Genomic DNA, 25,534 nt, shown 5'->3' with positions numbered 1-25,534 from the left:
CGACCATTATCGTCGGAATTGGTCAAAATTTGTGCTATATTCCGCGCCCGCGATTTTTCATCTCAACACCGGTCACCGTCATGCAAACAGCCAAGCCGTTATTTGACTATCCCAAGTACTGGGCCGAATGTTTCGGTCCTGCGCCATTCCTGCCGATGAGCAGGGAGGAGATGGATCAGCTTGGCTGGGATTCCTGCGACATCATCATTGTCACCGGTGATGCGTACGTTGACCATCCGTCGTTCGGCATGGCGATCATCGGCCGGCTGCTGGAGTCCCAGGGCTTCCGCGTCGGGATCATTGCGCAGCCGAACTGGCAGTCCAAAGACGACTTCATGAAGCTCGGCGAGCCGAACCTGTTCTTCGGTGTCGCGGCCGGCAACATGGACTCGATGATCAACCGCTACACTGCCGACAAGAAAATCCGTTCCGACGACGCCTACACCCCCGGCGGCATGGCCGGCAAACGCCCGGACCGCGCGAGCCTGGTGTACAGCCAGCGTTGCAAGGAAGCCTACAAGAACGTGCCGATCGTACTCGGCGGCATCGAAGCCTCCCTGCGCCGCATCGCCCACTACGACTACTGGCAGGACCGTGTGCGCAACTCGATCCTGATCGATGCCACCGCCGATATCCTGCTGTACGGCAACGCCGAGCGCGCTATCGTCGAAGTTGCCCAGCGCCTGTCGTGGGGCCACAAGATCGAAGACATCACCGACGTGCGCGGCACCGCGTTCATTCGTCGTGATACGCCTGCCGGCTGGTACGAAGTGGACTCCACGCGTATCGACCGTCCGGGCAAGGTCGACAAGATCATCAACCCGTACGTCAACACCCAGGACACCCAGGCCTGCGCCATCGAGCAGGAAAAGGGCCCGGTTGATGATCCGGAAGAAGCCAAGGTCGTGCAGATCCTGGCCAGCCCGCGTATGACCCGCGACAAGACCGTGATCCGCCTGCCATCGGTGGAAAAAGTCCGTGGTGATGCGGTGCTCTATGCCCATGCCAACCGCGTGCTGCACCTGGAAACCAACCCAGGCAACGCCCGCGCCCTGGTGCAGAAGCACGGTGAAGTCGACGTGTGGTTCAACCCACCACCGATTCCGATGACCACCGAAGAAATGGACTACGTGTTCGGCATGCCTTACGCCCGCGTCCCGCACCCGGCGTACGGCAAGGAAAAAATCCCGGCCTACGACATGATCCGTTTCTCGGTGAACATCATGCGTGGCTGCTTCGGCGGCTGCACTTTCTGCTCGATCACCGAGCACGAAGGTCGCATCATCCAGAACCGCTCCGAAGAGTCGATCATTCGCGAAATCGAAGAGATCCGCGACAAGGTCCCAGGTTTTACCGGCGTGATCTCCGACCTCGGCGGCCCGACCGCGAACATGTACCGCATCGCCTGCAAGAGCCCTGAGATCGAATCCGCGTGCCGCAAGCCGTCGTGCGTATTCCCTGGCATCTGCCCGAACCTGAACACCGACCACTCGTCGTTGATCCAGCTGTACCGCAGCGCTCGTGCCTTGCCGGGTGTGAAGAAGATTCTGATCGCTTCCGGCCTGCGCTACGACCTGGCCGTTGAGTCGCCGGAGTACGTCAAAGAGTTGGTCACCCACCACGTCGGTGGCTACCTCAAGATCGCCCCGGAACACACCGAGGAAGGTCCGCTCAACCAGATGATGAAGCCGGGCATTGGCAGCTATGACAAGTTCAAGCGCATGTTCGAGAAGTACACCAAGGAAGCGGGCAAGGAGCAGTACCTGATTCCTTACTTCATCGCTGCCCACCCGGGCACCACCGATGAAGACATGATGAACCTGGCCCTGTGGCTCAAGGGTAACGGCTTCCGCGCCGACCAAGTGCAGGCGTTCTACCCGTCGCCGATGGCCACTGCCACCGCGATGTACCACTCGGGCAAGAACCCGCTGCGCAAGGTCACCTACAAGAGTGACGCGGTGACCATCGTCAAGAGCGAAGAACAGCGCCGTCTGCACAAGGCCTTCCTGCGCTACCACGACCCGAAAGGCTGGCCGATGCTGCGTGAAGCGTTGACCCGCATGGGCCGCGCCGACCTGATTGGGCCGGGTAAGGACCAGTTGATCCCGTTGCACCAGCCGTCTACGGACAGCTACCAGAGTGCGCGTCGTAAGAATTCGACGCCGGCCGGCAGCCACAAAGTGGCCAAGGAAACGACGACCAAGATCCTCACCCAGCACACGGGCCTGCCACCTCGCGGCAGCGATGGCAGCAACCCGTGGGACAAGCGGGAACAAGCCAAGGCCGCGGCCCAGGCGCGCAACAAGCAGGCAGCCAAAGAGCGCACTGATGCGGCCAAGGGCAAGGGTGGCAAGCCTGCGCGCAAGCCGGTCGTGCCGCGTTGAGTCCAGCCTGAACCTGCCAAACGCCAGCCTCGTGCTGGCGTTTTGCTTTCTAGTCGATGGGTAGCCTGTTTGTTAAGGTGGCGGCCATTGAATCGCTATCGGGGGCAAGCCCCCTCCCACATTCGACCGCATTCTCATGCTGGAACTCGGTCAACTGTGGGAGGGGGCTTGCCCCCGATGAGGCCCCACCGGCCACTATTACTTTCAAGGAAGAACACCCATGGGCAACCCCCTGGCCGGCATCGGCATGGACACCAACCGCTCGCAGTTCATGGCGCGCCAGCGCATTGAAAGCCAGATCAACCTGCCGCGCCTGTTCGCCGCCATCGATGCCGACCCCGGCATTGTTGGTGCGGGTGTTGTGTATATCGACGCCGATTTCAACGTGGTCACCCTGCGCGAATTCCAGCCAATCTGCAGCATTGCCCCCAAACGCATTATTTTGCGTGAAGCGCAGAAATACATCGCCCCGGCGCAGTTTGCGCAACAGGTGCAGGACAATCCCCGCGAATCGCGCCTGGTGGGAGAGGCGATCAACACCTCCCTATCCTGTGCAGGCGCGATCCTCGGTTGGCTTGTGGTGCTCAGCGGCACCGTCGCCGTGCCGTTCACGGCGGGCGCTAGCAGCGTGGTGACGGTTATCGGCTATACCGCTGCCACCGCCAGCACACTCCAGTGTTTTGCCAGTGGCTATCGCGTCAGTAATGAGATCAGTAATCCCGCCAAAAATGACAAGCTCGACAGCTCGGAGTGGTATCAATACACGATGATCGCGCTGGATGCTGCGTCTTTGATCGGGGTCGGTGCCTCGACGTTGACCACGGTAAAACTGGTGCGGTTGAACCAGGCCACCACCGGTAAAAGCGTGAGGGAAGTGCTGCGCGGATTGAACCGGCAAGAGCGTGCCAAGCTGACGAAGGAGCTGCTCAGCATCCAGGATCCGCGCATGAGCGCCAAAATGCTCAAGTTGAAACAGTTGTCCGGCGAGGCGACCAAGCGTTTCACGCCGGCGCAGGTCAAGCATGCAACGGTGACCCAGATACAGGATGCCCTTGGCGCTGCCATCGGGTTTACCGGCAGTGCGCTTTCGGGGAATGTGCGCACCATTGCCGTGGGGTTGTATGAGGAAATGAGCGATGAGTGAGCTGCCCAGCATTCGTAGTTTTCTGGCGCACTATTTTCCGGTCTTCATGGGCGCGATTTTCGCGGCCGTGTTTAGCCTGGTGTTTGCGGTGCCGCTGATTGTCGACAGTTATTTCCCACGCTTGCCGCTGGACGATAACCTCCAGTATTCCTTCCTGGGTGGCCTCGCGCTGACGTGGGGCATCGTGCAGTGCAATTTCATGATCGCGCGCGGGCGGCCGCAGTGGGTATGGCCGCTGGTGATGCTGCTCGCGCTTTGTGTTCTGGCGGCGCTGCCCACTATCGCCTTTGGTCCGCATTGGCTGTCCTATGGCTTGAGCGTGTTGTTCCCCCTGCTGGGATTGCTGTTGCTCAACAGCAGGCGTCACCGCGAAATGCGCCAGAAACTGGTTGAAGTGCGACGGCTGCGCCAAGCCATCATCGCAACGCAAAAAGCGCGCTAGCTGGGTAGATTCACCACTGATCCTCACACGCACGCCACAAATATGTGCGTTACTTGCATCATGGCACCCCCCGCTGGCGCCGTTTTGGTGCTGTACTGCACCGGGTCTTACGATAAAGCGCAACGACGGCCGCTCTGGCATAAGTCTTGCGCGGTTTGTGTCCATGCCCTGGCTCGCAGGAGGCCGCCGTGTCGATTCATGTCGCGTTGCACCACGTTACGCATTACCGTTACGACCGCGCGGTCGAACTCGGCCCGCAGATTGTGCGGTTGCGTCCGGCTGCCCATAGCCGTACGCGGATTTTGTCCTACGCACTGAAAGTGCTGCCCGAGCAGCACTTCATCAATTGGCAGCAAGACCCTCAGGGCAATTACCTGGCGCGCTTGGTGTTTCCGGAAAAGACCGATGAACTGCGCATTGAGGTCGACCTGGTCGCCGAGATGGCGGTGTTCAACCCGTTCGACTTTTTCCTCGAGCCCTATGCCGAAAAAATCCCCTTCCGCTACGCCGCCGATGAACAGCGTGAGCTGGCGCCGTACCTGGAAACCCTGCCGCTGACGCCGAAGTTTGCCGCGTACCTGGCGGGTATCGACCGCACACCTTTGCCGGCGGTGGACTTTCTGGTGGGCCTCAACCAGCGCCTGGCGGCCGATATCGGCTACCTGATCCGCATGGAACCGGGCGTGCAAACGCCGGAATTCACCCTCGAAAACGCCTCCGGCTCGTGCCGCGACTCGGCTTGGCTGCTGGTGCAATTGCTGCGCAACCTCGGGTTGGCGGCACGGTTTGTCTCCGGTTATTTGATCCAGCTGACCGCTGACGTCAAAGCCCTTGACGGGCCATCCGGCACGGAAGTGGACTTCACCGACCTGCACGCCTGGTGCGAAGTGTATTTGCCCGGCGCCGGATGGATCGGCTTGGATGCCACCTCCGGGCTGTTCGCGGGTGAAGGCCATATTCCATTGGCCTGCAGTCCCGATCCCTCGTCTGCCGCACCGATCAGTGGGCTGGTGGAGCCGTGCGAGTGCGAATTCACCCACGAAATGTCGGTAGAGCGGATTTGGGAAGCCCCACGGGTCACCAAGCCCTACACCGAAGACCAATGGCTGGCGATCCAGGCCTTGGGCCGGCAGATCGACGGTGACCTGCTCAAGGACGACGTACGCCTGACCATGGGGGGCGAGCCGACCTTCGTGTCCATCGACGACCCCGACGGTGCCGAATGGAACACCGCTGCGCTCGGGCCGGATAAACGCCGCCTGTCTGCCGAACTGTTCCAGCGCATGCGCAAGCACTACGCGCCCAAGGGCCTGGTGCACTTCGGCCAGGGCAAGTGGTACCCCGGCGAGCAGCTGCCGCGCTGGTCGCTCAATTGCTACTGGCGCCGCGACGGTGTGCCGATCTGGCACAACAGCGCGTTGATCGCCGATGAACAGCAGGACTATGGTGCGGACGGCGCGCTGGCCGGGCGTTTCCTGGCCAGCGTCGCTGAACGCCTTAAACTGCCGGCGCGCTTTGTGTTCCCGGCCTTCGAAGACAATTTCTACTACCTGTGGCGTGAAGGCGCGCTGCCGCAAAACGTCACCGCCCAGGACCCGCGCCTGAGCGATGACCTGGAACGCGAGCGCCTGCGCAAAGTGTTCGCCCAGGGCCTGGATAAAATCATCGGCCAAGTGCTGCCCCTGGCGCGCACGGCGGCCAATGACCGCTGGCAAAGCGGGCGCTGGTACCTGCGCGACAACCATTGCCGCCTGGTGCCGGGCGACTCGCCGCTGGGCTACCGCCTGCCATTGGCCTCGCAGCCTTGGGTGACGGCGGCGGAATATCCATTTGTGCACCCGACGGACCCTAACCAGGACCAGCCGGAGCTGCCGACCACCTCCCAACTGCAAAGCCACGGCGAACCCGCGCCGGTTGATGAACGCGTGCCCAAGGTGGACGAGTCCGCCGATTGGCTGACCCGCACGGCCCTGTGCGCCGAAGCACGGGAAGGGCGCCTCTATCTGTTCATGCCGCCCCTGGAGCGCGTCGAAGACTATCTGGAACTGGTGGCTGCTATCGAGGCGACGGCCGAGGAACTGCACTGTCCGGTGTTGCTGGAAGGCTATGAACCGCCAGCCGACAACCGCCTGAGCAACTTCCGCGTCACCCCGGACCCCGGTGTGATCGAGGTCAACGTGCAGCCGTCCGCCACCTGGGATGAGTTGGTGGAGCGCACCGAATTCCTCTACGAAGAGGCCCGGCAAACCCGCCTCACCACCGAGAAATTCATGATCGACGGGCGCCACACCGGCACCGGCGGCGGTAACCACTTTGTGCTCGGCGGCGCGACGCCCAAGGACTCGCCGTTCCTGCGCCGACCCGATTTGCTGCGCAGTCTGATCAGCTACTGGCATAACCACCCGTCGTTGTCCTACCTGTTCTCCGGTCTGTTCATCGGCCCGACGTCCCAGGCGCCGCGTGTGGACGAGGCGCGCAACGATGCGCTGTACGAGCTGGAAATCGCTTTCGCGCAAATGCCCGAACCCGGTGAAGAATGCCCGCCATGGTTGGTCGACCGCCTGCTGCGTAACCTGCTGATCGACGTAACGGGCAACACCCATCGCGCCGAATTCTGCATCGACAAGCTCTACTCGCCGGATGGCGCCACCGGCCGCTTGGGCCTGCTGGAGCTGCGCGCCTTTGAGATGCCGCCCCACGCACGCATGAGCCTCACGCAACAGCTACTGCTGCGCGCCTTGGTCGCGCGCTTCTGGCGCGAACCCTATGCACCGCCGAAGCTGGCGCGCTGGGGCACCGAGCTGCACGACCGTTTCCTGTTGCCGCACTTTATCGAGCAGGACTTCGCCGACGTGATCGTCGAACTCAACGCGGCCGGCTACCCGCTGCGCGCCGAATGGTTCGCCGCGCACCTGGAATTCCGTTTCCCCAAGGTCGGCGACTATGCCGTCAGCGGTATCGAACTGGAACTGCGCCAGGCCCTGGAACCCTGGCATGTGCTGGGCGAGGAGGGCGCGGTGGGCGGCACGGTGCGCTATGTGGATTCGTCCCTGGAGCGCCTGCAAGTCAAATTGACCGGGCTGCCACCGCAACGCTACCTGCTGACCTGCAACGGCATCCCGGTGCCGCTGCACGCGACCGGGCGCGTGGGTGAGTTCGTCGCAGGCGTGCGTTATCGCGCCTGGCAGCCGGCCAACTGCCTGCAACCGACCATCGCGGTGCATGCGCCGTTGGTGTTTGATCTGCTGGACACCTGGATGCAACGCTCGCTGGGCGGTTGCCAGTACCATGTCGCCCATCCGGGCGGGCGCAATTACGACAGCTTGCCGGTGAATGCCAACGAGGCCGAAAGCCGGCGCATGGCGCGGTTTTTCCGCTTGGGGCACAGCCCAGGGAAACTCCCCGTGCCAAGCCTGGTGATCAACGACGAGTTGCCGATGACCCTGGATCTACGGCGTTTCCCCAATAAAAAAGACTAAACACGATACAAATGTGGGAGGGGGCTTGCTCCCGATTGCGCTGAATCAGCCGATACATGAGTTGACTGACTCACTGCCGTCGGGAGCAAGCCCCCGCCCACATTAGATTTCGGTGAATTTGAATTAAACTGAGCCCCCTTGCCCCTGCCGAGCGTTCCATGTCCGACTTGCTCGACCGTTACCCGCTGACCGCGGGCACCTATCACGAATTGCTGGACGACAGCGGCGCGGTACGTGCTCATTGGCGACGCCTGCTTGACCACCTGCAACGCAGCACCCCCGCGCAACTGGCCCAGCGCCAGGCGCTGCTGACGCGGCAGATCCAGGAAAACGGCGTGACCTACAACGTCTACGCCGACCCCAAGGGCGCCGACCGTCCGTGGGAACTGGACCTGCTGCCCCATGTGCTGGCCGCTGATGAATGGCGGCACCTGTCGGCCGGGATCGCCCAGCGTGCGCGCCTGCTCAATGCCGTGCTCGCCGACCTGTACGGTCCGCAACGCCTGATCAAAGAGGGCTTGCTGCCGGCCGAACTGGTGTTCGGGCATAACAATTTCCTGTGGCCGTGCCAGGGCATCCAGCCGCCGGACGGTGCGTTCCTGCACCTGTACGCCGTGGACCTGGCGCGCACCCCGGATGGCCGTTGGTGGGTCACCGCGGACCGTACCCAGGCACCGTCGGGTGCTGGCTATGCATTGGAAAACCGCACCATCGTGTCCCGTGCCTTTCCGGACCTGTACCGTGACCTGCAGGTGCAGCACCTCACCGGTTTTTTCCGCACGCTTCAGGAAACCCTGGCCCGCCAGGCGCCCAGTGATGACCAGCCGCCATTGATCGTGCTGCTCACGCCAGGCCGTTTCAACGAAAGCTACTTCGAACACCTCTACCTCGCGCGCCAACTCGGCTACCCGTTGGTGGAAGGCGGCGATCTCACCGTGCGCGACAGCACCGTGTTCCTGAAAACCCTCAGCGGCCTGCGCCGGGTACACGCGATCATGCGCCGCCTGGATGACGATTTCTGCGACCCGCTGGAACTGCGCACCGACTCGGCCCTCGGCGTGCCTGGCCTGCTCGATGCCGTGCGCCAAGGCAATGTGCTGGTGGCCAACGCCCTGGGCAGTGGCGTGCTGGAATCACCGGGCTTGCTTGGCTTTTTACCCAAGATCAACGAATTCCTGTTCGGTGAAACGCTGATCCTGCCGTCTATCGCCACGTGGTGGTGCGGTGAAGCACCGGTGCTTGCCGAAGCCCTGGAGAAACTGCCGGAACTGCTGATCAAGCCCGCGTTTCCGTCGCAAAGTTTCGCCCCGGTATTCGGCCGTGACCTGAACGATGAACAACGCCAGGCCCTGGCCGAGCGCATGCGCGCGCGCCCTTACGCCTACGTCGCCCAGGAACTGGCGCAATTGTCCCAGGCGCCGGTATGGCACACCGTGGATGACCACCTGCAGCACCGCGCCATCGGCATGCGCGTGTACGCCGTGGCCAGCGCCGAGGGTTACCGTGTGCTGCCTGGTGGCCTGACGCGGGTGGCCGCCGAGGCTGATGCCGAAGTGGTGTCGATGCAGCGCGGTGGGGCAAGCAAGGACACGTGGGTGCTGGGTGAACGCGCCGCCGGTGGCGAGCAGTGGCGCGCGCAGCGCGCGATCGGCGCCCACGACCTGGTGCGCCGCGATCCTTATCTGCCGTCCCGCGTGGTGGAAAACCTGTTCTGGTTTGGTCGTTACTGCGAGCGCTGTGATGACAGCGCGCGCTGGTTGCGCATCGTGCTGGCGCGCTATGTGGACGGCGACGATCCGTTGGCCTTGCAAGCGGCCGTCGAGCTGGGTGAAAACCTGCGCCTGCTGCCGGAGGAGGGCGAGTTGCCCGAACGCCTGCTGGCTGCGCTGCTCGGTGACGACTGGCCGTCGAGCTTGCGCGCCAACCTGCAACGCTTGCAGTGGGCGGCATCTCAGGTGCGCGGCAAGTTGTCCAGGGAGAACTGGCAGGCCTTGGTAGAGCTGCAGCGCGAAGCCATGGAGCTGGAAAGCGACACCCCGGACTTTGGCGAATTGCTGGATTTCCTCAACCGCCTGGTGATGTCCCTGGCGGCGCTGTCCGGGTTTGCCCTGGACGACATGACCCGCGACGAAGGCTGGCGCTTCTTGATGATGGGCCGGCGCATCGAGCGCCTGCAATTCCTCAGCAGCAGCCTCGCGGCGTTTTTGCGTGGCGTGGCGGTGTTTGATCAGGCGGGGTTGGAGTGGTTGCTGGAGCTGGGCAACAGCAGCATCACTTACCGCTCGCGTTACCTGGCCGTGCCGCAGTTGATCCCGGTGCTCGACCTGCTGCTGCTGGACGAGCAGAACCCCCATGCAGTGTTGTTCCAATTGAAACTGGTGAGCCGCACCCTGCGGCGGCTCAACGATGATTTCGGCGTGCCTCGGGAAACCGGTCTCGCCCCGTTGATCGAACGTTTGGCGCGTTTCGACCTGGGCTGCCTGGAGAACCCGTTGTTTGGCGAGTCCAGTGTGCGTGCCGCGTTGGATGGCCTGGCGGACCTGCTGCAAGCGGTCGCCGATGAGAGTGGGCAAGTGTCGGATCGCCTGGCCTTGCGCCATTTCGCCCATGTGGATGATGTCAGCCAGCAAACGGTGTCGGTGTGATGAGTGCGCGCTACCAGATTTTCCACGATACCCATTACCACTACGACAGCGCGGTGTCCCTGGCCCAGCAGTTGGCGCACCTGTGGCCTCGGCCGTGCGCCTGGCAGCGCTGCAGTTCGCAGCAGTTGGAGATCAGCCCGCAGCCATCGTCACGTCGCGATGAGCTGGATGTGTTCGGCAACCCGATAACGCGCCTGGCCTTTGAGCGACCCCATGATGAATTGCTGGTGAACGCCGGGCTGACCGTGGAAGTGCTGGCGCGGCCGGCATTGGATTTCCGGCAGTCGCCGCCCTGGGACCAGACCCGCGATAGCCTCACCTACAGCAGCCAGGCCATGTCCGCTGAGCTGATCGAGGCTTGCCGCTACCGTTTTGAATCGCCCTACGTGCACCTGAAAAAAACCTTCGTCGAGTTTTCAGAAAGTTGTTTCCCGCCGGGCAAACCGTTGTTGCTGGGCGTGCAGGCGCTGATGGAGAAAATCTTCAGCGAGTTCACCTTCGATGCCGAAGCCACCCAGGTTGCCACGCCGCTGGTAGAGGTGCTGGAGCGCCGACGCGGTGTTTGCCAGGACTTCGCCCACCTGATGCTCGCCTGCCTGCGCTCGCGCGGGCTGGCGGCGCGCTACATCAGCGGCTACCTGCTCACCCAGCCACCGCCCGGCCAGCCACGGCTGATCGGCGCCGATGCGTCCCATGCATGGGTGTCAGTGTATTGCCCGGTGTCGGGCTGGGTGGATTTTGATCCGACGAACAATGTGCAACCGGCACTGGAGCACATCACCCTGGCCTGGGGCCGGGATTTCTCTGATGTGTCGCCGTTGCGAGGGGTGATTCTGGGAGGGGGGAACCATGACCCGGAGGTGCGGGTGACGGTGATGCCGTTGGAATAACGGTTGATTGTGCCGAGCCGGAGGCGCCGGCTCAGCACAAAGGAAATTATTCAGCCGGATCTTTTGGTGTTTCGGTCGCGTCATTCGTTACTTCAACATCACCCTCAGCATCCGGGTTCAGTGCGCCGGCTTCTTCATCTGCAGCGGCTTTCTTGCGTTGCAGTTTTTCCTCTTTCTTCTGTTCCTTGGCCAAGTCTCTCTGACGTTTGGCGAAGGAGTAATTAGGTTTGGCCATGGGCGATCCTCTAGGGTCGAAGGTGAGGGTGGCGGCACGCAGCTGCCTTGGGACGACATGGTAGCAGCTTCAAGGTGCGCTTGGCCTTCACTTACCGCAGGCGTAGGCAGCCAACAGGCCGTTGAACAGTTGATTGAGGTGCATGGCTCGGACTCCAGTGGGTGATGGGCCGATCATAGGCAGGTCGCAGTACTTTGGCTGGTTGATTGTGTTGATCAGTCTGATAGCCTAAAGTTGTATACAATCTGTTGATTCAGATCATAAGAATTTATGCCTGTATCAGGCACCCTTGTCGCATGACGTATTGTTTAAACCCTGCCTTGGAGATTCACATGTTTGCCAAACTCGTTGCTGTTTCCCTGCTGACTCTGGCGAGCGGCCAGTTGCTTGCTGCAGAGTGCAAGGTCACCGTCGACTCCACTGACCAGATGTCCTTCAACACCAAAGCCATTGAAATCGACAAGAGCTGCAAGACATTCACCGTCGAGCTGACTCACTCCGGCAACTTGCCGAAAAACGTCATGGGTCATAACTGGGTGCTGACCAGTGCGGCCAACATGCAGCCGGTGGCCACCGATGGCATGGCTGCCGGTATTGATAAGGACTACCTGAAGCCAGGTGACGACCGCATCATCGCCCACACCAAAATCATCGGTGCCGGCGAGAAAGACTCGGTGACCTTCGACGTGTCGAAGCTGGCCGCCGGGACTGACTATGCGTTCTTCTGCTCGTTCCCAGGCCACATCTCGATGATGAAAGGCACTGTGACCGTTAAGTAAGCCGACGCCGGTCGAAAAAAAAGCGCCCTGAAGGGCGCTTTTTTGTGGGCGGTCAGTTGAACCGCGTCATCGTTCATCGCAGGCAAGCCAGCTCCCACATTCCACCGCATTCTCATGCTGGAAGCCGGTCAACTGTGGGAGCTGGCTTGCCTGCGATAGCGGTATAACAGTCAACACCAGCCTATCTGGTTCACCTCACGGCGCAAACGGCATGACCCGCTTGTGCTCAGTCTTGCGGTACGTCTCGCAGATAATCTGGAACGCTTCCTCACGCACCGGCTCACCGTGCAGAAAGGCATCGATCTCGGCGTAGGTCACGCCATGGGACGCTTCATCCGGCTTGCCCGGCGACAAGTCTTCCAGGTCGGCCGTCGGAACCTTCTCCACCAGCGACTCCGGCGCCCCAAAGTGCCGTGCAATCGCACGCACCTGGTTCTTCACCAGCCCGCTCAACGGTGCCAAATCGCAGGCCCCATCACCGAACTTGGTGAAAAAACCCATCACCGCTTCCGCCGCATGGTCGGTACCGATCACCAGCCCACCCGCCGCGCCCGCGATGGTGTACTGCGCCACCATGCGCATGCGCGCCTTGGTGTTGCCCAGCACGAAATCGCGGGACACCGCCGCCTTGCCTTCGAACGCCGCCACTTCATTGGCCAGGGCTTTCACCGCTGGGCCGATGTTCACGGTGTGACGCTCGTCGGGCTCGATAAAGTCCACCGAGGCCTGGGCGTCGAGCTCATCGAACTGGGTTTCGTAGGGCAGGCGCACGGCGATAAAACGGTAGGCCTCATCACCGGTGCTGGCGCGCAGTTCCTGCATCGCGCGTTGGGCGAGCAGGCCGGCAGTCAGGGAGTCGACGCCACCACTGATGCCCAGCACCAACGTTTTGAGCCCGGAATTGCGCAGGCAATCCTGGATAAAGGTCACGCGGCGGGCAACCTCGGCCTCAAGGGCGGCCTGGTCGTTAAACGGCGCTTGGACCTTGAGCTGTTCAGCAATCTCACGCTGTACGGCTTGCATGATTCACTCCTTGCTAGAGATGGCAGGTACTTTGAAAACATGACGCAAATAGGCGACGAAATTCGGGTCGGTGCAGTGGGTCTTGCCCGCTTCATCGGAGATCTTCGCGACGGGCTGGCCATTGCAGGCGGTCATTTTAAGCACGATGCTCATCGGCTCGACACCTGGAATGTCGCAGGTCAGGTTGGTGCCGATGCCAAAGCTCACATTGATCCGACCGCGCAGCGCACGGAATATTTCCAGGGCCTTGGGCAGCGACAGGCTGTCGGAGAACACCAGGGTCTTGCTCATCGGTTCGATGCCGAGCTTGTGGTAGTGGGCGATGGCTTTTTCCGCCCACTGCACCGGGTCGCCGGAGTCATGGCGCAGGCCGTCGAAAAGCTTGGCGAAGTACAGGTCGAAGTCGCCGAGGAACGCGTCGGTGGTGATGCAGTCGGTCAGGGCGATACCCAGCAGGCCACGGTATTCGCGGACCCAGCAGTCCAGCGCGGCGATCTGGCTGTCGATCAGGCGCGGGCCGAGCTGCTGGTGGGCCATGATCCATTCGTGGGCCATGGTACCCAGCGGCTTCATATCGAACTCGCGGGCCAGGTGCACGTTGCTGGTGCCGACAAAGCGCCCAGGGAAGTCATGCTTGAGCACGCTGACCACCTCTTCCTGCACCCGGTACGAGAAGCGTCGGCGCGTGCCGAAGTCGGCCACTTGCAGCTCGGACAGCTCGTCGCTGCTGGCGTTGGCGGTCAGCCAGTCGAACTTGCGGTACAGCTGTTCGCGGGCCTGTTCGAGGATCACGGTCTGGTAGCGGTAGCGGTTGCGCACTTCGCTGACGATGGCCAGCATCGGCACTTCAAACAGGATGACATGCAGCCACGGCCCGCGCAGGCGGATGAACAGCTCGCCGTTCTCGATGCCGGTCTGCACGTAACGCAAGTTGAAGCGGAACAGCCCGAGGAACCGCAGGAAGTCCGGCTTCATGAAGCTGATGCGCTCCAGGAAGCCCAACTGATCCGGGCTCAGGCTCAGCTCGGCGAGGCGTTCGATCTGGTAACGGATCTCCGCCAGGTACGGGCGCAGGTCTTCGCTGTTGCGGCAACGAAACTCCCATTCAACTTCCACGTTGGGGTAGTTGTGCAGCACCGCCTGCATCATGGTCAGCTTGTAGAAGTCGGTGTCGAGCAAGTTCTGCACGATGCGATCGGCAAACACACTCTCGCTCATAACGGGAATCTCCAGACAGGTCGGCGATGGGTGCCGACCTTTACGCACAATTAAGGAAGGGGGCTAGTGGCGCATAGACGTGGGTCGGTTTGCCAGTGATTTTTTTGCCAAGGCCACCGGCGCCATCGGGAGCAAGCCCCCTCCCACAGTTGAAATGCATTCCAAATGTGGGAGGGAGCTTGCTCCCGATAGCGGTATTCCAGGCACTAAATAACTTGCTCCATCATCCACTTCACAAAATCCCGCACCTTGGGCACTTCCGCCGAATGCTCCGGGTAGGCCAGGTAATACGCGTCCTGGCTCGGCATCGCATGCTGCCAAGGAATCACCAACTTACCGTCGGCCAATTCCTCCTCCACCAGAAACCGCGGCAGCAGCGCGACACCACACCCTACCTGCGCGGCCCGAATGCACATATAGAAGGTGTCGAAACGCGGCCCGTGATAGCTGTGCTCGGTGTGGAAGCCCTGGCTGGCGAACCAGTCATGCCAGCCCTGTGGCCGCGAGGCGTTTTGCAGCAGCACCAGGTCGCTCAGTTGCGTGGGATCGGTGAACGGCTGCGCCGGCAAGCTCTCCGGCGCGCACACCGGCACCAGCTCCTCGCTGAAGAGTTTCAGGCTCTCGGTGCCGGGACGTGAGCCCTGGCCGAAGTAGAAGGCCATATCGGCCTTGCCTTGCAGCAGGTCGTCCGCGTCCTGCTCGTTGCACAGGTCCAGGTGGATCTGCGGATGACGCAGCCGCCAGCCCTTGAGTCGCGGCACCAGCCAGCGCGCGCCGAAGGTGTAGGGCGTGGAGACGCGCAACACTTCTGTCTCGCCGCCATATGAGCGCAAATAGTGGGTGGACATCTCCACCTGCGTAAGGATCTTGCGCACCTCCACCAGGTACAGGTCGCCCGCCGGGGTCATTTGCAAGCGGCGGCGCACCCGACGAAACAGCAGGTGTTGCAGCAGTTCTTCCAACTGCGCCACCTGCTTGCTCACTGCGCTTTGCGTGAGGTTCAGCTCCTCGGCCGCGCGGGTAAAGCTGAGGTGGCGGGTCGCGGCTTCGAAACACTGCAGGGCAGTGATCGAGGGCAAATGTCTTTTGTTCAGCACGGCACGCCTCTTTTTATTCTTTGCATGAATAAACGGAATGATATCTCGCCTAATCGTCGTTTGTTGGCAAGTCTTGGGCCAGCTACAAATAAGGCCTGGATCGCCGTGCGGGCCGCGGCGCAATTTTTTGTTTGCAGATTGAAGGAGTGACCCATGGTTGCCGCATTGCTTGATCGTCTCGGGGTAAACCCGGCGCTGTACCAGTCGGGCAAACAGCCTGTGCATTCGCCGATTGATGGCAGTCGCATCGGCGCCGTGGACTGGGAGGGCGCGGCCGAGGTGGAGCAACAGGTCAGTCGCGCCGAGCATGCATTCGAAGCCTGGCGCAAAGTGCCGGCACCGCGCCGTGGCGAATTGGTACGTCAATTTGGCGATGTACTGCGTGAATACAAGGCCGACCTGGGCGAGCTGGTGTCCTGGGAAGCCGGCAAGATCACCCAGGAAGGCCTGGGTGAAGTGCAGGAAATGATCGACATCTGCGACTTCGCCGTCGGCCTGTCGCGCCAGTTGTACGGTTTGACCATCGCCTCCGAGCGTCCGGGCCACCACATGCGTGAAACCTGGCACCCGCTGGGTGTGGTCGGCGTGATCAGCGCCTTCAACTTCCCGGTGGCCGTGTGGGCGTGGAACACCACCCTGGCCCTGGTGTGCGGCAACGCGGTGATCTGGAAACCGTCGGAAAAGACCCCGCTCACCGCCCTGGCCTGCCAGGCGCTGTTCGAGCGCGTGTTGAAGCAATTCGACGGCGCTCCCGAGTACCTGAGCCAAGTGATCATCGGCGGCCGCGACGCGGGTGCCGCGCTGGTGGATGACCCGCGCGTCGCCCTGATCAGCGCCACCGGCAGCACGCGCATGGGCCGTGAAGTGGCGCCGAAGGTCGCCGCACGTTTTGCCCGCAGCATTCTTGAGCTGGGCGGCAACAACGCGATGATCCTCGGCCCAAGCGCCGACCTGGACATGGCCGTACGCGCGATCCTGTTCAGCGCCGTCGGCACCGCCGGCCAGCGTTGCACCACCTTGCGCCGCCTGATCGCCCACGCGTCGGTCAAAGAAGAAATCGTCACGCGTCTCAAGGCAGCCTATTCCAAAGTACGCATCGGCCACCCGCTGGAAGGCAACCTGATCGGCCCGCTGATCGACAAGCATGGTTTCGACGCTATGCAGGACGCCCTGGAGCAAGCCTTGAGCGAAGGCGGCAAGGTGTTCGGTGGAAAGCGTCAACTGGAAGACAAGTTCCCCAACGCCTACTACGTGTCGCCGGCCATTGTGGAAATGCCCGAGCAAAGCGATGTGGTGTGCACTGAAACCTTCGCCCCGATTCTCTATGTGGTGGGCTACAGCGACTTCGCCGAAGCCCTGCGCCTGAACAATGCCGTGCCGCAAGGCTTGTCGTCGTGCATCTTCACCACCGACGTGCGTGAAGCCGAGCAATTCATGTCGGCGGTCGGCAGCGACTGCGGCATCGCCAACGTCAACATCGGCCCGAGTGGCGCGGAAATCGGCGGCGCGTTTGGCGGTGAGAAAGAGACCGGTGGCGGACGTGAGTCGGGTTCGGATGCGTGGCGCGGGTACATGCGTCGCCAGACCAATACCGTGAACTACTCGCTGGAGCTTCCTTTGGCTCAAGGCATCACCTTCGACTGATCCCTTAAGTTGGAGTGAGGTCAAAATGTGGGAGGGGGCAAGCCCCCTCCCACATTTGATCTCATTTACACATCAAGATTGTTGTTTGTTAGGTCTCATCGGAGTCTGGCAATGGCACTGCGCGAAACATGTTTGTGGGAACACCTCACCCCCAGCCGGCCGGATCGCGCTGCGCTCAGCGGCGAGGTCAAGGTCGATGTGTGCGTGATTGGTGCCGGCATCACCGGCCTGTCGGCGGCCATTCATTTGTTGGAACAGGGTAAAAGCGTTGCCGTGCTGGAGGCCCATCGTACCGGCCACGGCGGTTCGGGCCGCAATGTGGGGCTGGTGAATGCGGGGATGTGGATCCCGCCGGACGAGATCGAAGCCGGTTTCGGCGAGGCGGTGGGCAGTCAGCTCAACCGGATGTTGGGCGCGGCGCCGTCGCTGGTGTTCAGCCTGATCGACAAGTACAACATTGATTGCCAATTGCGCCGCGAGGGCACCTTGCACATGGCGCACAACGCCCGTGGCGAGGCAGATTTGCGCAGCCGTGAACAACAATGGAAGCGTCGTGGCGCACCGGTGGAATTACTCACCGGCCAGGCCTGCGAGGACGCTACGGGCACGCGCAAAATCGCCGCTGCCTTGCTGGATAGACGTGCCGGCACCTTGAATCCGATGGCTTACACCAGTGGTTTGGCCAACGCGGCAGTCGACCTGGGCGGGCAGCTGTTCGACCATTCTCCCGTCACCCAACTTGAGCGCCAGGGTGCGCAGTGGTCGGTGCAAACCGCGCAAGGTTCAGTGCAGGCTGCACAGGTGGTGATTGCATCCAACGCCTACACCGAAGGCGAATGGACCGAGCTGCGGCGTAATTTCTTCCCCGGCTATTACTATCAGGTCGCGTCGGCCCCGCTGATCGACGACGCCGCCAGGCAAATCCTCCCCGGCGGCCAAGGCTCTTGGGACACACGCCAGGTCTTGAGCAGCATCCGCCGCGATGCCGATGGCCGCCTGTTGCTCGGCAGCTTGGGCAACGGCAACCAGAAACCCGCCTGGTTCCTCAAGGCGTGGGCTGATCGGGTGCAGCGGCATTACTTCCCGTACCTCAAATCGGTGCAGTGGGAGTTCACCTGGACCGGTTGTATCGCCTTCACCCCGGATCACTTGATGCGCCTGTTCGAACCCGCTCCGGGACTGTTGGCCGTCACCGGTTATAACGGGCGCGGCGTGACCACTGGCAGCGTGGTCGGCAAGGCGTTTGCCGACTATGTGTGTCACCAGAATCCCCAGGCGCTGCCGATTCCATTCGCGCCGATGCAACCGTTGGCCGGCGTAGGCCTGCGTAGCTGTCTATATGAAGCTGGGTTTTCGCTGTATCACGCCGGGCAATGCCTGAGGATCGTGATCTGATCAACGAAATACCGCTCAAAAGCCTGCATTTTCTTAGCAGGCTACTAATCTGTATTGGTGCAAGTCGTAGCAATCACGCACTGTAAATGTGCAGTTCCGTTACGCATGCTGTTACAGCTGCAGGAGCTGTCGTTTATCCCTCTGGTTGCAGGTGCCACCTTCCAGGGTTGTACTTTTTGCAGTCATTGGTTGCACCTCCGTGTGCCAGGCGGTTGCACGTCCTGGCAAAAGGCGCCGAAACGCCTGCAATAACAATGACACCGTGTCTTTTTGAAGAATAAAAACCTAATGGCACGCGCTTTGCTCTGGGCTTTCAGTGAAAAGTTTGAACGCAAGTTGTCGTGCCAAAAATCAAAAATATCGGAGCACCACTCATGTCCCAGACGTTTTACAAGAAAGGTTTTCTGGCCCTCGCCGTTGCTGCGGCGCTGGGTGTTTCTACGTTTGTTCAAGCTGATGTGAAGATTGGCGTTGCGGGGCCGATGACCGGTGCCAACGCCGCTTTCGGTGAGCAGTACATGAAGGGTGCCCAGGCGGCAGCCGATGTGATCAACAAGGCCGGCGGTATCAACGGCGAGAAAATCGTGCTGGTTGCCGGCGATGATGCCTGCGAACCCAAGCAGGCCGTGGCCGTGGCCAACCGCCTGGCGGACCAGGACAAAGTGATCGGCGTGGTCGGGCACTTCTGCTCCTCTAACACCATTCCGGCGTCCGAGGTGTATGACGAAGCGGGCATCATCGCGATCACCCCAGGTTCCACCAACCCACAAGTGACCGAGCGCGGCCTGGGCGCCATGTTCCGCATGTGCGGCCGCGACGACCAGCAAGGCATCGTCGCCGGCGATTACATCGTCGACGTGCTGAAGGGCAAGAAAGTCGCGGTGATCAACGACAAGGACACCTACGGCAAAGGCCTGGCCGACGCCACTGCTGCCCAGTTGACCAAGCGCGGCGTCAAGCCGGTGCTGGAAGAAGGCCTGACCCGTGGCGAGAAAGACTTCAGCGCCCTGGTCACCAAGATCCGCTCCATTGGTGCCGACGTCGTCTACTTCGGCGGCCTGCACCCTGAAGCCGGCCCACTGGTTCGCCAGATCCGTGAAGCGGGTCTCAAGGCCGCATTCATGTCCGACGACGGCGTAGTGACCGACGAACTGGCGAAAACCGCCGGTGGCAACCAGTACGTCGATGGCGTCTACATGACCTTCGGTGCCGACCCACGCCTGTTGCCAGACAGCAAGGCGGTCGTTGATGACTTCCGTAAGGCTGGCTACGAGCCGGAAGGCTACACCCTTTACGCCTACGCCTCGGTCCAGGCCCTGGCTGCCGGCTTCAACGGTGCCAAATCCAACAAAGGCGAAGACGCCGCCAAGTGGCTCAAGGCTCACCCGGTGAAAACCGTCATGGGCGAGAAGACGTGGGATGCCAAGGGCGACCTGAAAGTCTCCGACTACGTGGTTTACCAGTGGGATAAAGACGGCAAATACCACCAGCTGGAAAAGCAGAAGTAAGCAGAACGCCTGATCCCTTGTAGGAGCGGGCTTGCTGTGGCGAGGGAGCTTGCTCCCGCTGGAGTGCGTAGCACTCCCAAACCATTCAACGAGTTACACCTGGTGTATCTCGATCGCCCAGTTTGGGGCTGCTTCGCAGCCCAGCGGGAGCAAGCTCCCTCGCCACACAAGCATGCTCCGACAGGAGCAAACCTCTGTTTTCCTCCAGAAGCGCCGCACACCCACCGGTGTGCAGGTGCTCACCGCGTGAGATTGCGTTATGGATGGTATTTTCCTGCAGCAACTGGTCAACGGCCTGACCCTCGGGTCGGTCTATGGCCTGATCGCCATCGGCTACACAATGGTCTATGGCATCATTGGCATGATCAACTTCGCCCACGGCGAGGTTTATATGATTTCCGCTTACCTCGCGGCGATCAGTCTGGCACTGCTGGCTTACTTCGGCATCGAATCCTTCCCGCTGCTCATTCTTGGCACTTTGGTCTTCACTGTCGTCGTCACTGGCGTCTACGGTTGGGTCATCGAGCGTGTCGCCTACAAACCACTGCGTAATTCCACCCGCCTGGCTCCGCTGATCAGCGCCATCGGCATCTCCCTAATCCTGCAGAACTACGCGCAGATCGCCCAGGGCGCGAAACAACAAGGTATTCCCACCCTGCTGGCCGGGGCCTGGCGTGTCGATATCGGCAGCGGGTTCGTGCAGCTCACGTACACCAAGGTGTTCATCCTCGTGGCGGCGTTTGCCGGCATGGCGCTGCTCACTTACATCATCAAGTACACCAAGCTCGGCCGTATGTGCCGCGCAACCCAGCAAGACCGCAAGATGGCCTCGATCCTCGGCATCAACACCGACCGGGTGATCTCCTACGTGTTCGTCATCGGTGCCGCCATGGCGGCATTGGCCGGTGTGCTCATCACCCTCAACTACGGCACCTTCGACTTCTATGCCGGCTTCATCATCGGCATCAAGGCGTTTACTGCGGCGGTACTCGGCGGCATCGGCTCCCTGCCTGGGGCAATGCTGGGTGGGATCATCCTCGGTATCTCCGAGTCGTTGTTCTCGGGGTTGATCAACTCTGACTACAAAGACGTGTTCAGTTTCTCCCTGCTGGTGGTGATTCTGATTTTCCGTCCTCAGGGCCTGCTTGGTCGCCCACTCGTGGCGAAGGTGTAAACATGTCTGCTGCCAAACCCATCGATATCAAGAAAAGTGTGGTTGATACGGTCCTCGCCGGGCTGATTTCGTTGATCGTGTTCGGTCCGATCGTCGGCGTTGTACTCGACGGCTACAGCTTCAACCTGGAACCGGCCCGCGTGGGCCTGCTGGTGGCCATCGTCATGGTCGGCCGCTTTGCCATGAGCCTGTTCCTGCAAACCCCCAAGGGCCTGAAGATCCTGCAGGGCTTCGAGACCAGTGGCTCTGGCGTGCACGTGCTCGCCCCGGACTACAAGTCGCGACTGCGCTGGATCATCCCGGCACTGATCGTGATCGCCATCGTGTTCCCGATCTTCGCCAACAAGTACCTGCTGACGGTGGTGATCCTCGGGCTGATCTACGTATTGCTCGGCCTGGGCCTGAACATCGTGGTGGGCCTGGCCGGCCTGCTCGACCTGGGTTACGTGGCGTTCTACGCCATCGGCGCCTACGGGCTGGCATTAGGTTATCAATACCTGGGCCTGGGCTTCTGGACGGTGCTGCCACTGGCGGCCATCGCTGCGGCGTTGGCGGGGTGCATACTCGGGTTCCCGGTGTTGCGAATGCACGGTGACTATTTGGCCATCGTGACCCTGGGCTTCGGTGAAATCATCCGCCTGGTGCTCAACAACTGGCTGTCGTTTACCGGTGGGCCAAACGGCATGCCGGTGCCGTCGCCGACCTTCCTCGGCCTGGAGTTCGGCAAGCGCGCGAAGGATGGCGGGATTCCTTTCCATGAGTTCTTCGGCATCGACTACAACCCCAATATCAAATTCCTGTTCATCTACATCGTGCTGTTCCTGGTGGTGCTGGCCGTGCTGTACATCAAGCACCGCCTGACCCGCATGCCGGTCGGCCGCGCCTGGGAAGCCCTGCGCGAAGATGAGATCGCCTGCCGTTCCATGGGCCTGAACCACGTGCTGGTCAAGCTCTCGGCATTCACTATCGGTGCATCGACTGCCGGTTTGGCCGGTGTGTTCTTCGCCAGCTACCAGGGCTTCGTCAACCCGTCGTCGTTCACCTTCTTCGAATCAGCGCTGATCCTGGCCATCGTGGTGCTGGGGGGCATGGGTTCGACGGTGGGCGTGGTGATTGCGGCGTTCGTGCTGACCGTTGCGCCTGAACTGCTGCGCAGCTTCTCCGAATACCGCGTGCTGCTGTTTGGCGTGTTGATGGTGGTGATGATGATTTGGCGACCGCGCGGCTTGATCCGCATCAGCCGTACCGGTGTGACCCCACGTAAAGGAGTGGCGCCATGAGCAAGGAAGTCGTGCTCTCCGTGGAACACCTGATGATGCACTTCGGTGGCATCAAGGCCTTGAGCGATGTGAGCCTCAAGGTCGAACGCAACTCGATTTTCGCCCTGATCGGCCCTAACGGTGCCGGCAAGACCACGGTGTTCAACTGCCTCACCGGCTTCTACAAAGCCAGTGGCGGCAAGATCGAACTCAACATCCGTGGCCAGCAGACCAACGTGATCCAGCTGTTGGGCGAGCGCTTCAAGGCCATCGACTTCGTGTCACCCAAAAGCTTTTTCAGCCGCGTGTACTACAAGATGTTCGGCGGCACCCACCTGGTCAATCGTGCCGGTCTGGCGCGGACTTTCCAGAACATTCGCCTGTTCAAGGAAATGTCGGTGCTGGAAAACCTGCTGGTGGCCCAGCACATGTGGGTCAACCGCAATATGCTCGCGGGTATCCTCAACACCAAGGGCTACCGCAAGGCTGAAAGCGACGCCCTCGACCACGCCTTCTACTGGCTGGAAGTCGTCGACCTGGTGGACTGCGCCAACCGCCTGGCCGGTGAGCTCTCCTACGGCCAGCAGCGTCGCCTGGAAATCGCCCGCGCCATGTGCACCCGGCCGCAGATCATCTGCCTGGACGAACCCGCTGCGGGCCTCAACCCCCAGGAAACCGAAGCCCTCAGCGCGATGATTCGCCTGCTGCGCGACGAACACGACCTCACGGTGGTGCTGATCGAACACGACATGGGCATGGTGATGAGTATTTCCGACCACATCGTGGTGCTCGACCACGGCAACGTGATCGCCGAAGGGGGGCCGGACGCGATCCGCAACGACCCGAAAGTGATTGCTGCCTACCTGGGCGCCGACGAAGAGGAGCTGGTATGAGCGGACCTATCCTCGAAATGAAGGACCTGGACGTGTTCTACGGCCCGATCCAGGCCCTGAAAAAAGTCTCGCTGCACATCAATGAAGGCGAAACCGTCAGCCTGATCGGCTCTAACGGCGCGGGCAAATCCACGTTGCTGATGTCGATCTTCGGCCAGCCACGGGCCGAGTCGGGGCAGATCCTCTACAACGGCGTGGACATTACTCACAAGTCGTCCCACTACATCGCCTCCAACGGCATTGCGCAGTCGCCGGAAGGGCGGCGGGTGTTCCCCGACATGACCGTCGAGGAAAACCTGCTGATGGGCACCATCCCCATTGGCGACAAGTTTGCCCAGGAAGACATGCAGCGCATGTTCGAGCTGTTTCCACGGCTCAAGGAGCGGCGTAACCAGCGTGCCATGACCATGTCCGGCGGCGAACAGCAAATGCTCGCCATCGCCCGTGCGCTGATGAGCCGGCCGAAGCTGCTGCTGCTCGACGAGCCGAGCCTGGGGCTGGCGCCGATTGTGGTGAAGCAGATCTTTTCCACACTGCGTGAGCTGGCGTCCACCGGGATGACCATCTTCCTGGTGGAGCAGAACGCCAACCATGCGCTGCGCCTGTCGGACCGGGCTTATGTGATGGTCAATGGCGAGATTCGCCTGACCGGTACCGGTAAGGAATTGCTGGTGAACGAGGAAGTGCGCAACGCCTACCTCGGCGGTCACTGATCTAACTCATAATGCAGGACCCCTGTGGGAGGGGCGGTGCCCCTCCCACATTGAGCAGATCCAGATTTGTTTTTAGGGTGTCCACACGCGCTCCACCAAATTGTGGAAAACAAATCCAGCCCGCCTCCAAAGCGCGACATATAGCCGCCGCAAATCCCTGTTTTGTCACAGTTTTGACTTGTCCCCATCCACTGTGGAACCGGCTGTGGGTAACGTGGGAGTAGCTGGCTGAGCGCCTTTAAAACCGTGGCTTTCAGGCTTGTGGTTGTTTTTTGATCAGTGGCTTTTTTGCGACCGATCGAGGGGTTTGTCAACCTGTTTAAAGACACAGGTATGTGACCGGAAAAAGTCTGTTCATCCTGTGGATAAGTCTGTGACTAAACTCTGGAAAGACGGCCGCAGAGGCCGGAATGACTGGCCTGGAGCCATCGTCTGAAATTTCCTCATGCCCATGGGCCTACATACGCTCCGGCCGAGGTCAAGCAAAAAACTTTCTAAAACCGCCTGTAGGCCTTGTGTATAGAGGCCTGAGGCTTTTTGCACTTGCCCCCAAAGACTGTGGGCGCAGTTGTGGATAACCTGCGCGCATATGGCTGCAAGCCACGGTTCATATGGCGTTGCTCGGGCCGATTAAAAAATGATCAGCTGGGCGTGGACGGGTGTGCGTAGCGGTTGCCGCAAGCGCCGCGTAAAGGCATTCTGCTGGCTGATTTTTTTCCCGATGCCCGCAAGGAGAACACCATGTCCGACACGCTGTTTATTACTGGCGCAACCTCAGGCTTCGGCGAAGCCTGCGCCCGTCGCTTTGCCGACGCCGGCTGGAAACTGGTGCTCACTGGCCGTCGCGCCGACCGCCTGAATGCGCTGGTCGAAGAGCTTTCCAAGCAGACCGAAGTGCATGGCCTGGTCGTGGATGTGCGTGACCGCAAGGGCATGGAAGACGCCATCGCCAACCTGCCGCCCTCGTTCGCCACGTTGCGTGGGCTGATCAACAACGCCGGCCTGGCCGTGGGCACTGACCCTGCGCCCAAGTGCAGCCTCGACGATTGGGAAACCATGGTCGACACCAACATCAAGGGCCTGCTGACCACCACCAGCCTGCTGCTGCCGCGCCTGATTGCGCACGGCCGTGGCGCCGGGATCATCAACCTGGGCTCCATCGCCGGCAGCTACCCGTACCCAGGCAGCCACGTGTATGGCGGCTCCAAAGCGTTCGTGAAGCAGTTCTCGCTGAACCTGCGCTGCGACCTGCAAGGTACCGGCGTGCGCGTCACCAACATCGAGCCAGGCCTGTGCGAGAGCGAGTTCTCGCTGGTGCGCTTCGGTGGCGACCAGGCACGGTATGACGCGACCTATGCCGGTGCCGAGCCGATTCAGCCGCAGGATATTGCCGACACGATCTTCTGGGTCATGAACACACCGGCGCACGTGAATATCAATCGGTTGGAGCTGATGCCGGTGAGTCAGACCTGGGCTGGGTTTGCGATTGAGCGCGGTGCCAAAAGCTGAAATACCTTTCGGGAGTGAGCGGGTTGTTGTGGTGAGCGGGCTTGCCCCGCGCTGGGCTGCGCAGCGGCCCTAAAACCAGCGACATAGATCTGCCTGAAAGAAA

At 61.2% G+C, this 25,534-nt stretch carries 19 protein-coding genes; 15 read left to right on the top strand and 4 right to left on the bottom strand.

The window, feature by feature from the left end:
• Positions 1-80: 80 nt before the first annotated feature.
• The 6 genes from AC3ZU9_RS27115 to AC3ZU9_RS27090 all read left to right on the top strand — a co-directional run bounded on the left by AC3ZU9_RS27115 (position 81) and on the right by AC3ZU9_RS27090 (position 10,984).
• Complete coding sequence (locus tag AC3ZU9_RS27115) at positions 81-2,384, top strand: YgiQ family radical SAM protein (RefSeq protein WP_012721927.1); 2,304 nt, start codon at positions 81-83, stop codon at positions 2,382-2,384.
• A gap of 220 nt (positions 2,385-2,604) precedes the next feature.
• A complete protein-coding gene (gene ssp4 / locus AC3ZU9_RS27110; RefSeq protein WP_093542818.1) occupies positions 2,605-3,528 on the top strand; it encodes an Ssp4 family T6SS effector in 924 nt (307 codons plus the stop codon).
• Positions 3,521-3,970, top strand: a complete 450-nt coding sequence (locus AC3ZU9_RS27105) for a hypothetical protein (protein ID WP_490091585.1) — start codon at positions 3,521-3,523, stop codon at positions 3,968-3,970. Before ssp4 ends, AC3ZU9_RS27105 begins: the two co-directional genes overlap by 8 nt.
• A 188-nt stretch (positions 3,971-4,158) precedes the next feature.
• On the top strand, positions 4,159-7,449 hold the full coding sequence (locus AC3ZU9_RS27100; protein ID WP_046033928.1) for a transglutaminase family protein: 3,291 nt from the start codon (positions 4,159-4,161) through the stop codon (positions 7,447-7,449).
• Positions 7,450-7,607: 158 nt separating this feature from the next.
• A complete protein-coding gene (locus AC3ZU9_RS27095) occupies positions 7,608-10,094 on the top strand; it encodes a circularly permuted type 2 ATP-grasp protein (RefSeq protein WP_012721931.1) in 2,487 nt (828 codons plus the stop codon).
• Positions 10,094-10,984: a transglutaminase family protein gene (locus tag AC3ZU9_RS27090; protein WP_046033929.1), complete on the top strand. Its 891-nt coding sequence runs from the start codon at positions 10,094-10,096 to the stop codon at positions 10,982-10,984. The genes AC3ZU9_RS27095 and AC3ZU9_RS27090 overlap by 1 nt, the downstream gene beginning before the upstream one ends.
• A 46-nt stretch (positions 10,985-11,030) precedes the next feature.
• Here AC3ZU9_RS27090 and AC3ZU9_RS27085 read toward each other — a convergent pair whose 3' ends face one another.
• Complete coding sequence (locus AC3ZU9_RS27085; RefSeq protein WP_064053970.1) at positions 11,031-11,219, bottom strand: hypothetical protein; 189 nt, start codon at positions 11,217-11,219, stop codon at positions 11,031-11,033.
• Between the two features lie 332 nt (positions 11,220-11,551).
• On the opposite strand from AC3ZU9_RS27085, the gene azu reads away from it, so the two are divergent.
• Positions 11,552-11,998 (top strand): azurin, encoded by a 447-nt coding sequence (gene azu, locus AC3ZU9_RS27080; RefSeq protein ID WP_010213586.1) that lies wholly within the window; start codon positions 11,552-11,554, stop codon positions 11,996-11,998.
• Positions 11,999-12,193: 195 nt separating this feature from the next.
• Here the strand turns inward: azu and nadE are convergent, their stop codons facing one another.
• The 3 genes from nadE to AC3ZU9_RS27065 all read right to left on the bottom strand — a co-directional run bounded on the left by nadE (position 12,194) and on the right by AC3ZU9_RS27065 (position 15,336).
• Positions 12,194-13,021 (bottom strand): NAD(+) synthase, encoded by an 828-nt coding sequence (nadE, locus tag AC3ZU9_RS27075; RefSeq protein WP_064053969.1) that lies wholly within the window; start codon positions 13,019-13,021, stop codon positions 12,194-12,196.
• Positions 13,022-13,024: 3 nt separating this feature from the next.
• The gene (pncB, locus tag AC3ZU9_RS27070) at positions 13,025-14,239 is read right to left on the bottom strand and encodes a nicotinate phosphoribosyltransferase (RefSeq protein WP_012721934.1); all 1,215 of its coding nucleotides are present in this window, start codon (positions 14,237-14,239) and stop codon (positions 13,025-13,027) included.
• Between the two features lie 206 nt (positions 14,240-14,445).
• Positions 14,446-15,336 (bottom strand): LysR family transcriptional regulator, encoded by an 891-nt coding sequence (locus AC3ZU9_RS27065; protein ID WP_012721935.1) that lies wholly within the window; start codon positions 15,334-15,336, stop codon positions 14,446-14,448.
• A 153-nt stretch (positions 15,337-15,489) separates the two neighbouring features.
• Between AC3ZU9_RS27065 and amaB the strand changes: the two genes are divergently transcribed.
• The 8 genes from amaB (at position 15,490) to AC3ZU9_RS27025 (ending at position 25,431) form a co-directional block, all read left to right on the top strand.
• A complete protein-coding gene (gene amaB / locus AC3ZU9_RS27060) occupies positions 15,490-16,980 on the top strand; it encodes an L-piperidine-6-carboxylate dehydrogenase (protein ID WP_012721936.1) in 1,491 nt (496 codons plus the stop codon).
• 111 nt (positions 16,981-17,091) lie between these two features.
• A complete protein-coding gene (gene amaA / locus AC3ZU9_RS27055) occupies positions 17,092-18,375 on the top strand; it encodes an L-pipecolate oxidase (RefSeq protein WP_490091584.1) in 1,284 nt (427 codons plus the stop codon).
• Between the two features lie 374 nt (positions 18,376-18,749).
• Complete coding sequence (locus AC3ZU9_RS27050) at positions 18,750-19,883, top strand: branched-chain amino acid ABC transporter substrate-binding protein (RefSeq protein WP_012721938.1); 1,134 nt, start codon at positions 18,750-18,752, stop codon at positions 19,881-19,883.
• A gap of 259 nt (positions 19,884-20,142) precedes the next feature.
• Positions 20,143-21,057, top strand: coding sequence for an ABC transporter permease subunit (locus AC3ZU9_RS27045; protein WP_012721939.1), 915 nt, complete (start codon positions 20,143-20,145; stop codon positions 21,055-21,057).
• 2 nt (positions 21,058-21,059) lie between these two features.
• Positions 21,060-22,337, top strand: coding sequence for a high-affinity branched-chain amino acid ABC transporter permease LivM (gene livM, locus AC3ZU9_RS27040; protein WP_012721940.1), 1,278 nt, complete (start codon positions 21,060-21,062; stop codon positions 22,335-22,337).
• Positions 22,334-23,209: an ABC transporter ATP-binding protein gene (locus AC3ZU9_RS27035; RefSeq protein WP_012721941.1), complete on the top strand. Its 876-nt coding sequence runs from the start codon at positions 22,334-22,336 to the stop codon at positions 23,207-23,209. Before livM ends, AC3ZU9_RS27035 begins: the two co-directional genes overlap by 4 nt.
• Complete coding sequence (locus AC3ZU9_RS27030) at positions 23,206-23,922, top strand: ABC transporter ATP-binding protein (protein WP_012721942.1); 717 nt, start codon at positions 23,206-23,208, stop codon at positions 23,920-23,922. Before AC3ZU9_RS27035 ends, AC3ZU9_RS27030 begins: the two co-directional genes overlap by 4 nt.
• Before the next feature lie 741 nt (positions 23,923-24,663).
• Positions 24,664-25,431: an SDR family oxidoreductase gene (locus tag AC3ZU9_RS27025; protein WP_064054088.1), complete on the top strand. Its 768-nt coding sequence runs from the start codon at positions 24,664-24,666 to the stop codon at positions 25,429-25,431.
• Positions 25,432-25,534: the final 103 nt, after the last annotated feature.

This window comes from Pseudomonas sp. A39 (assembly GCF_058145955.1).
The sequence above is the reverse complement of the archived record's forward strand: the minus strand, read 5'-3'. Positions and strand labels throughout refer to the sequence as shown.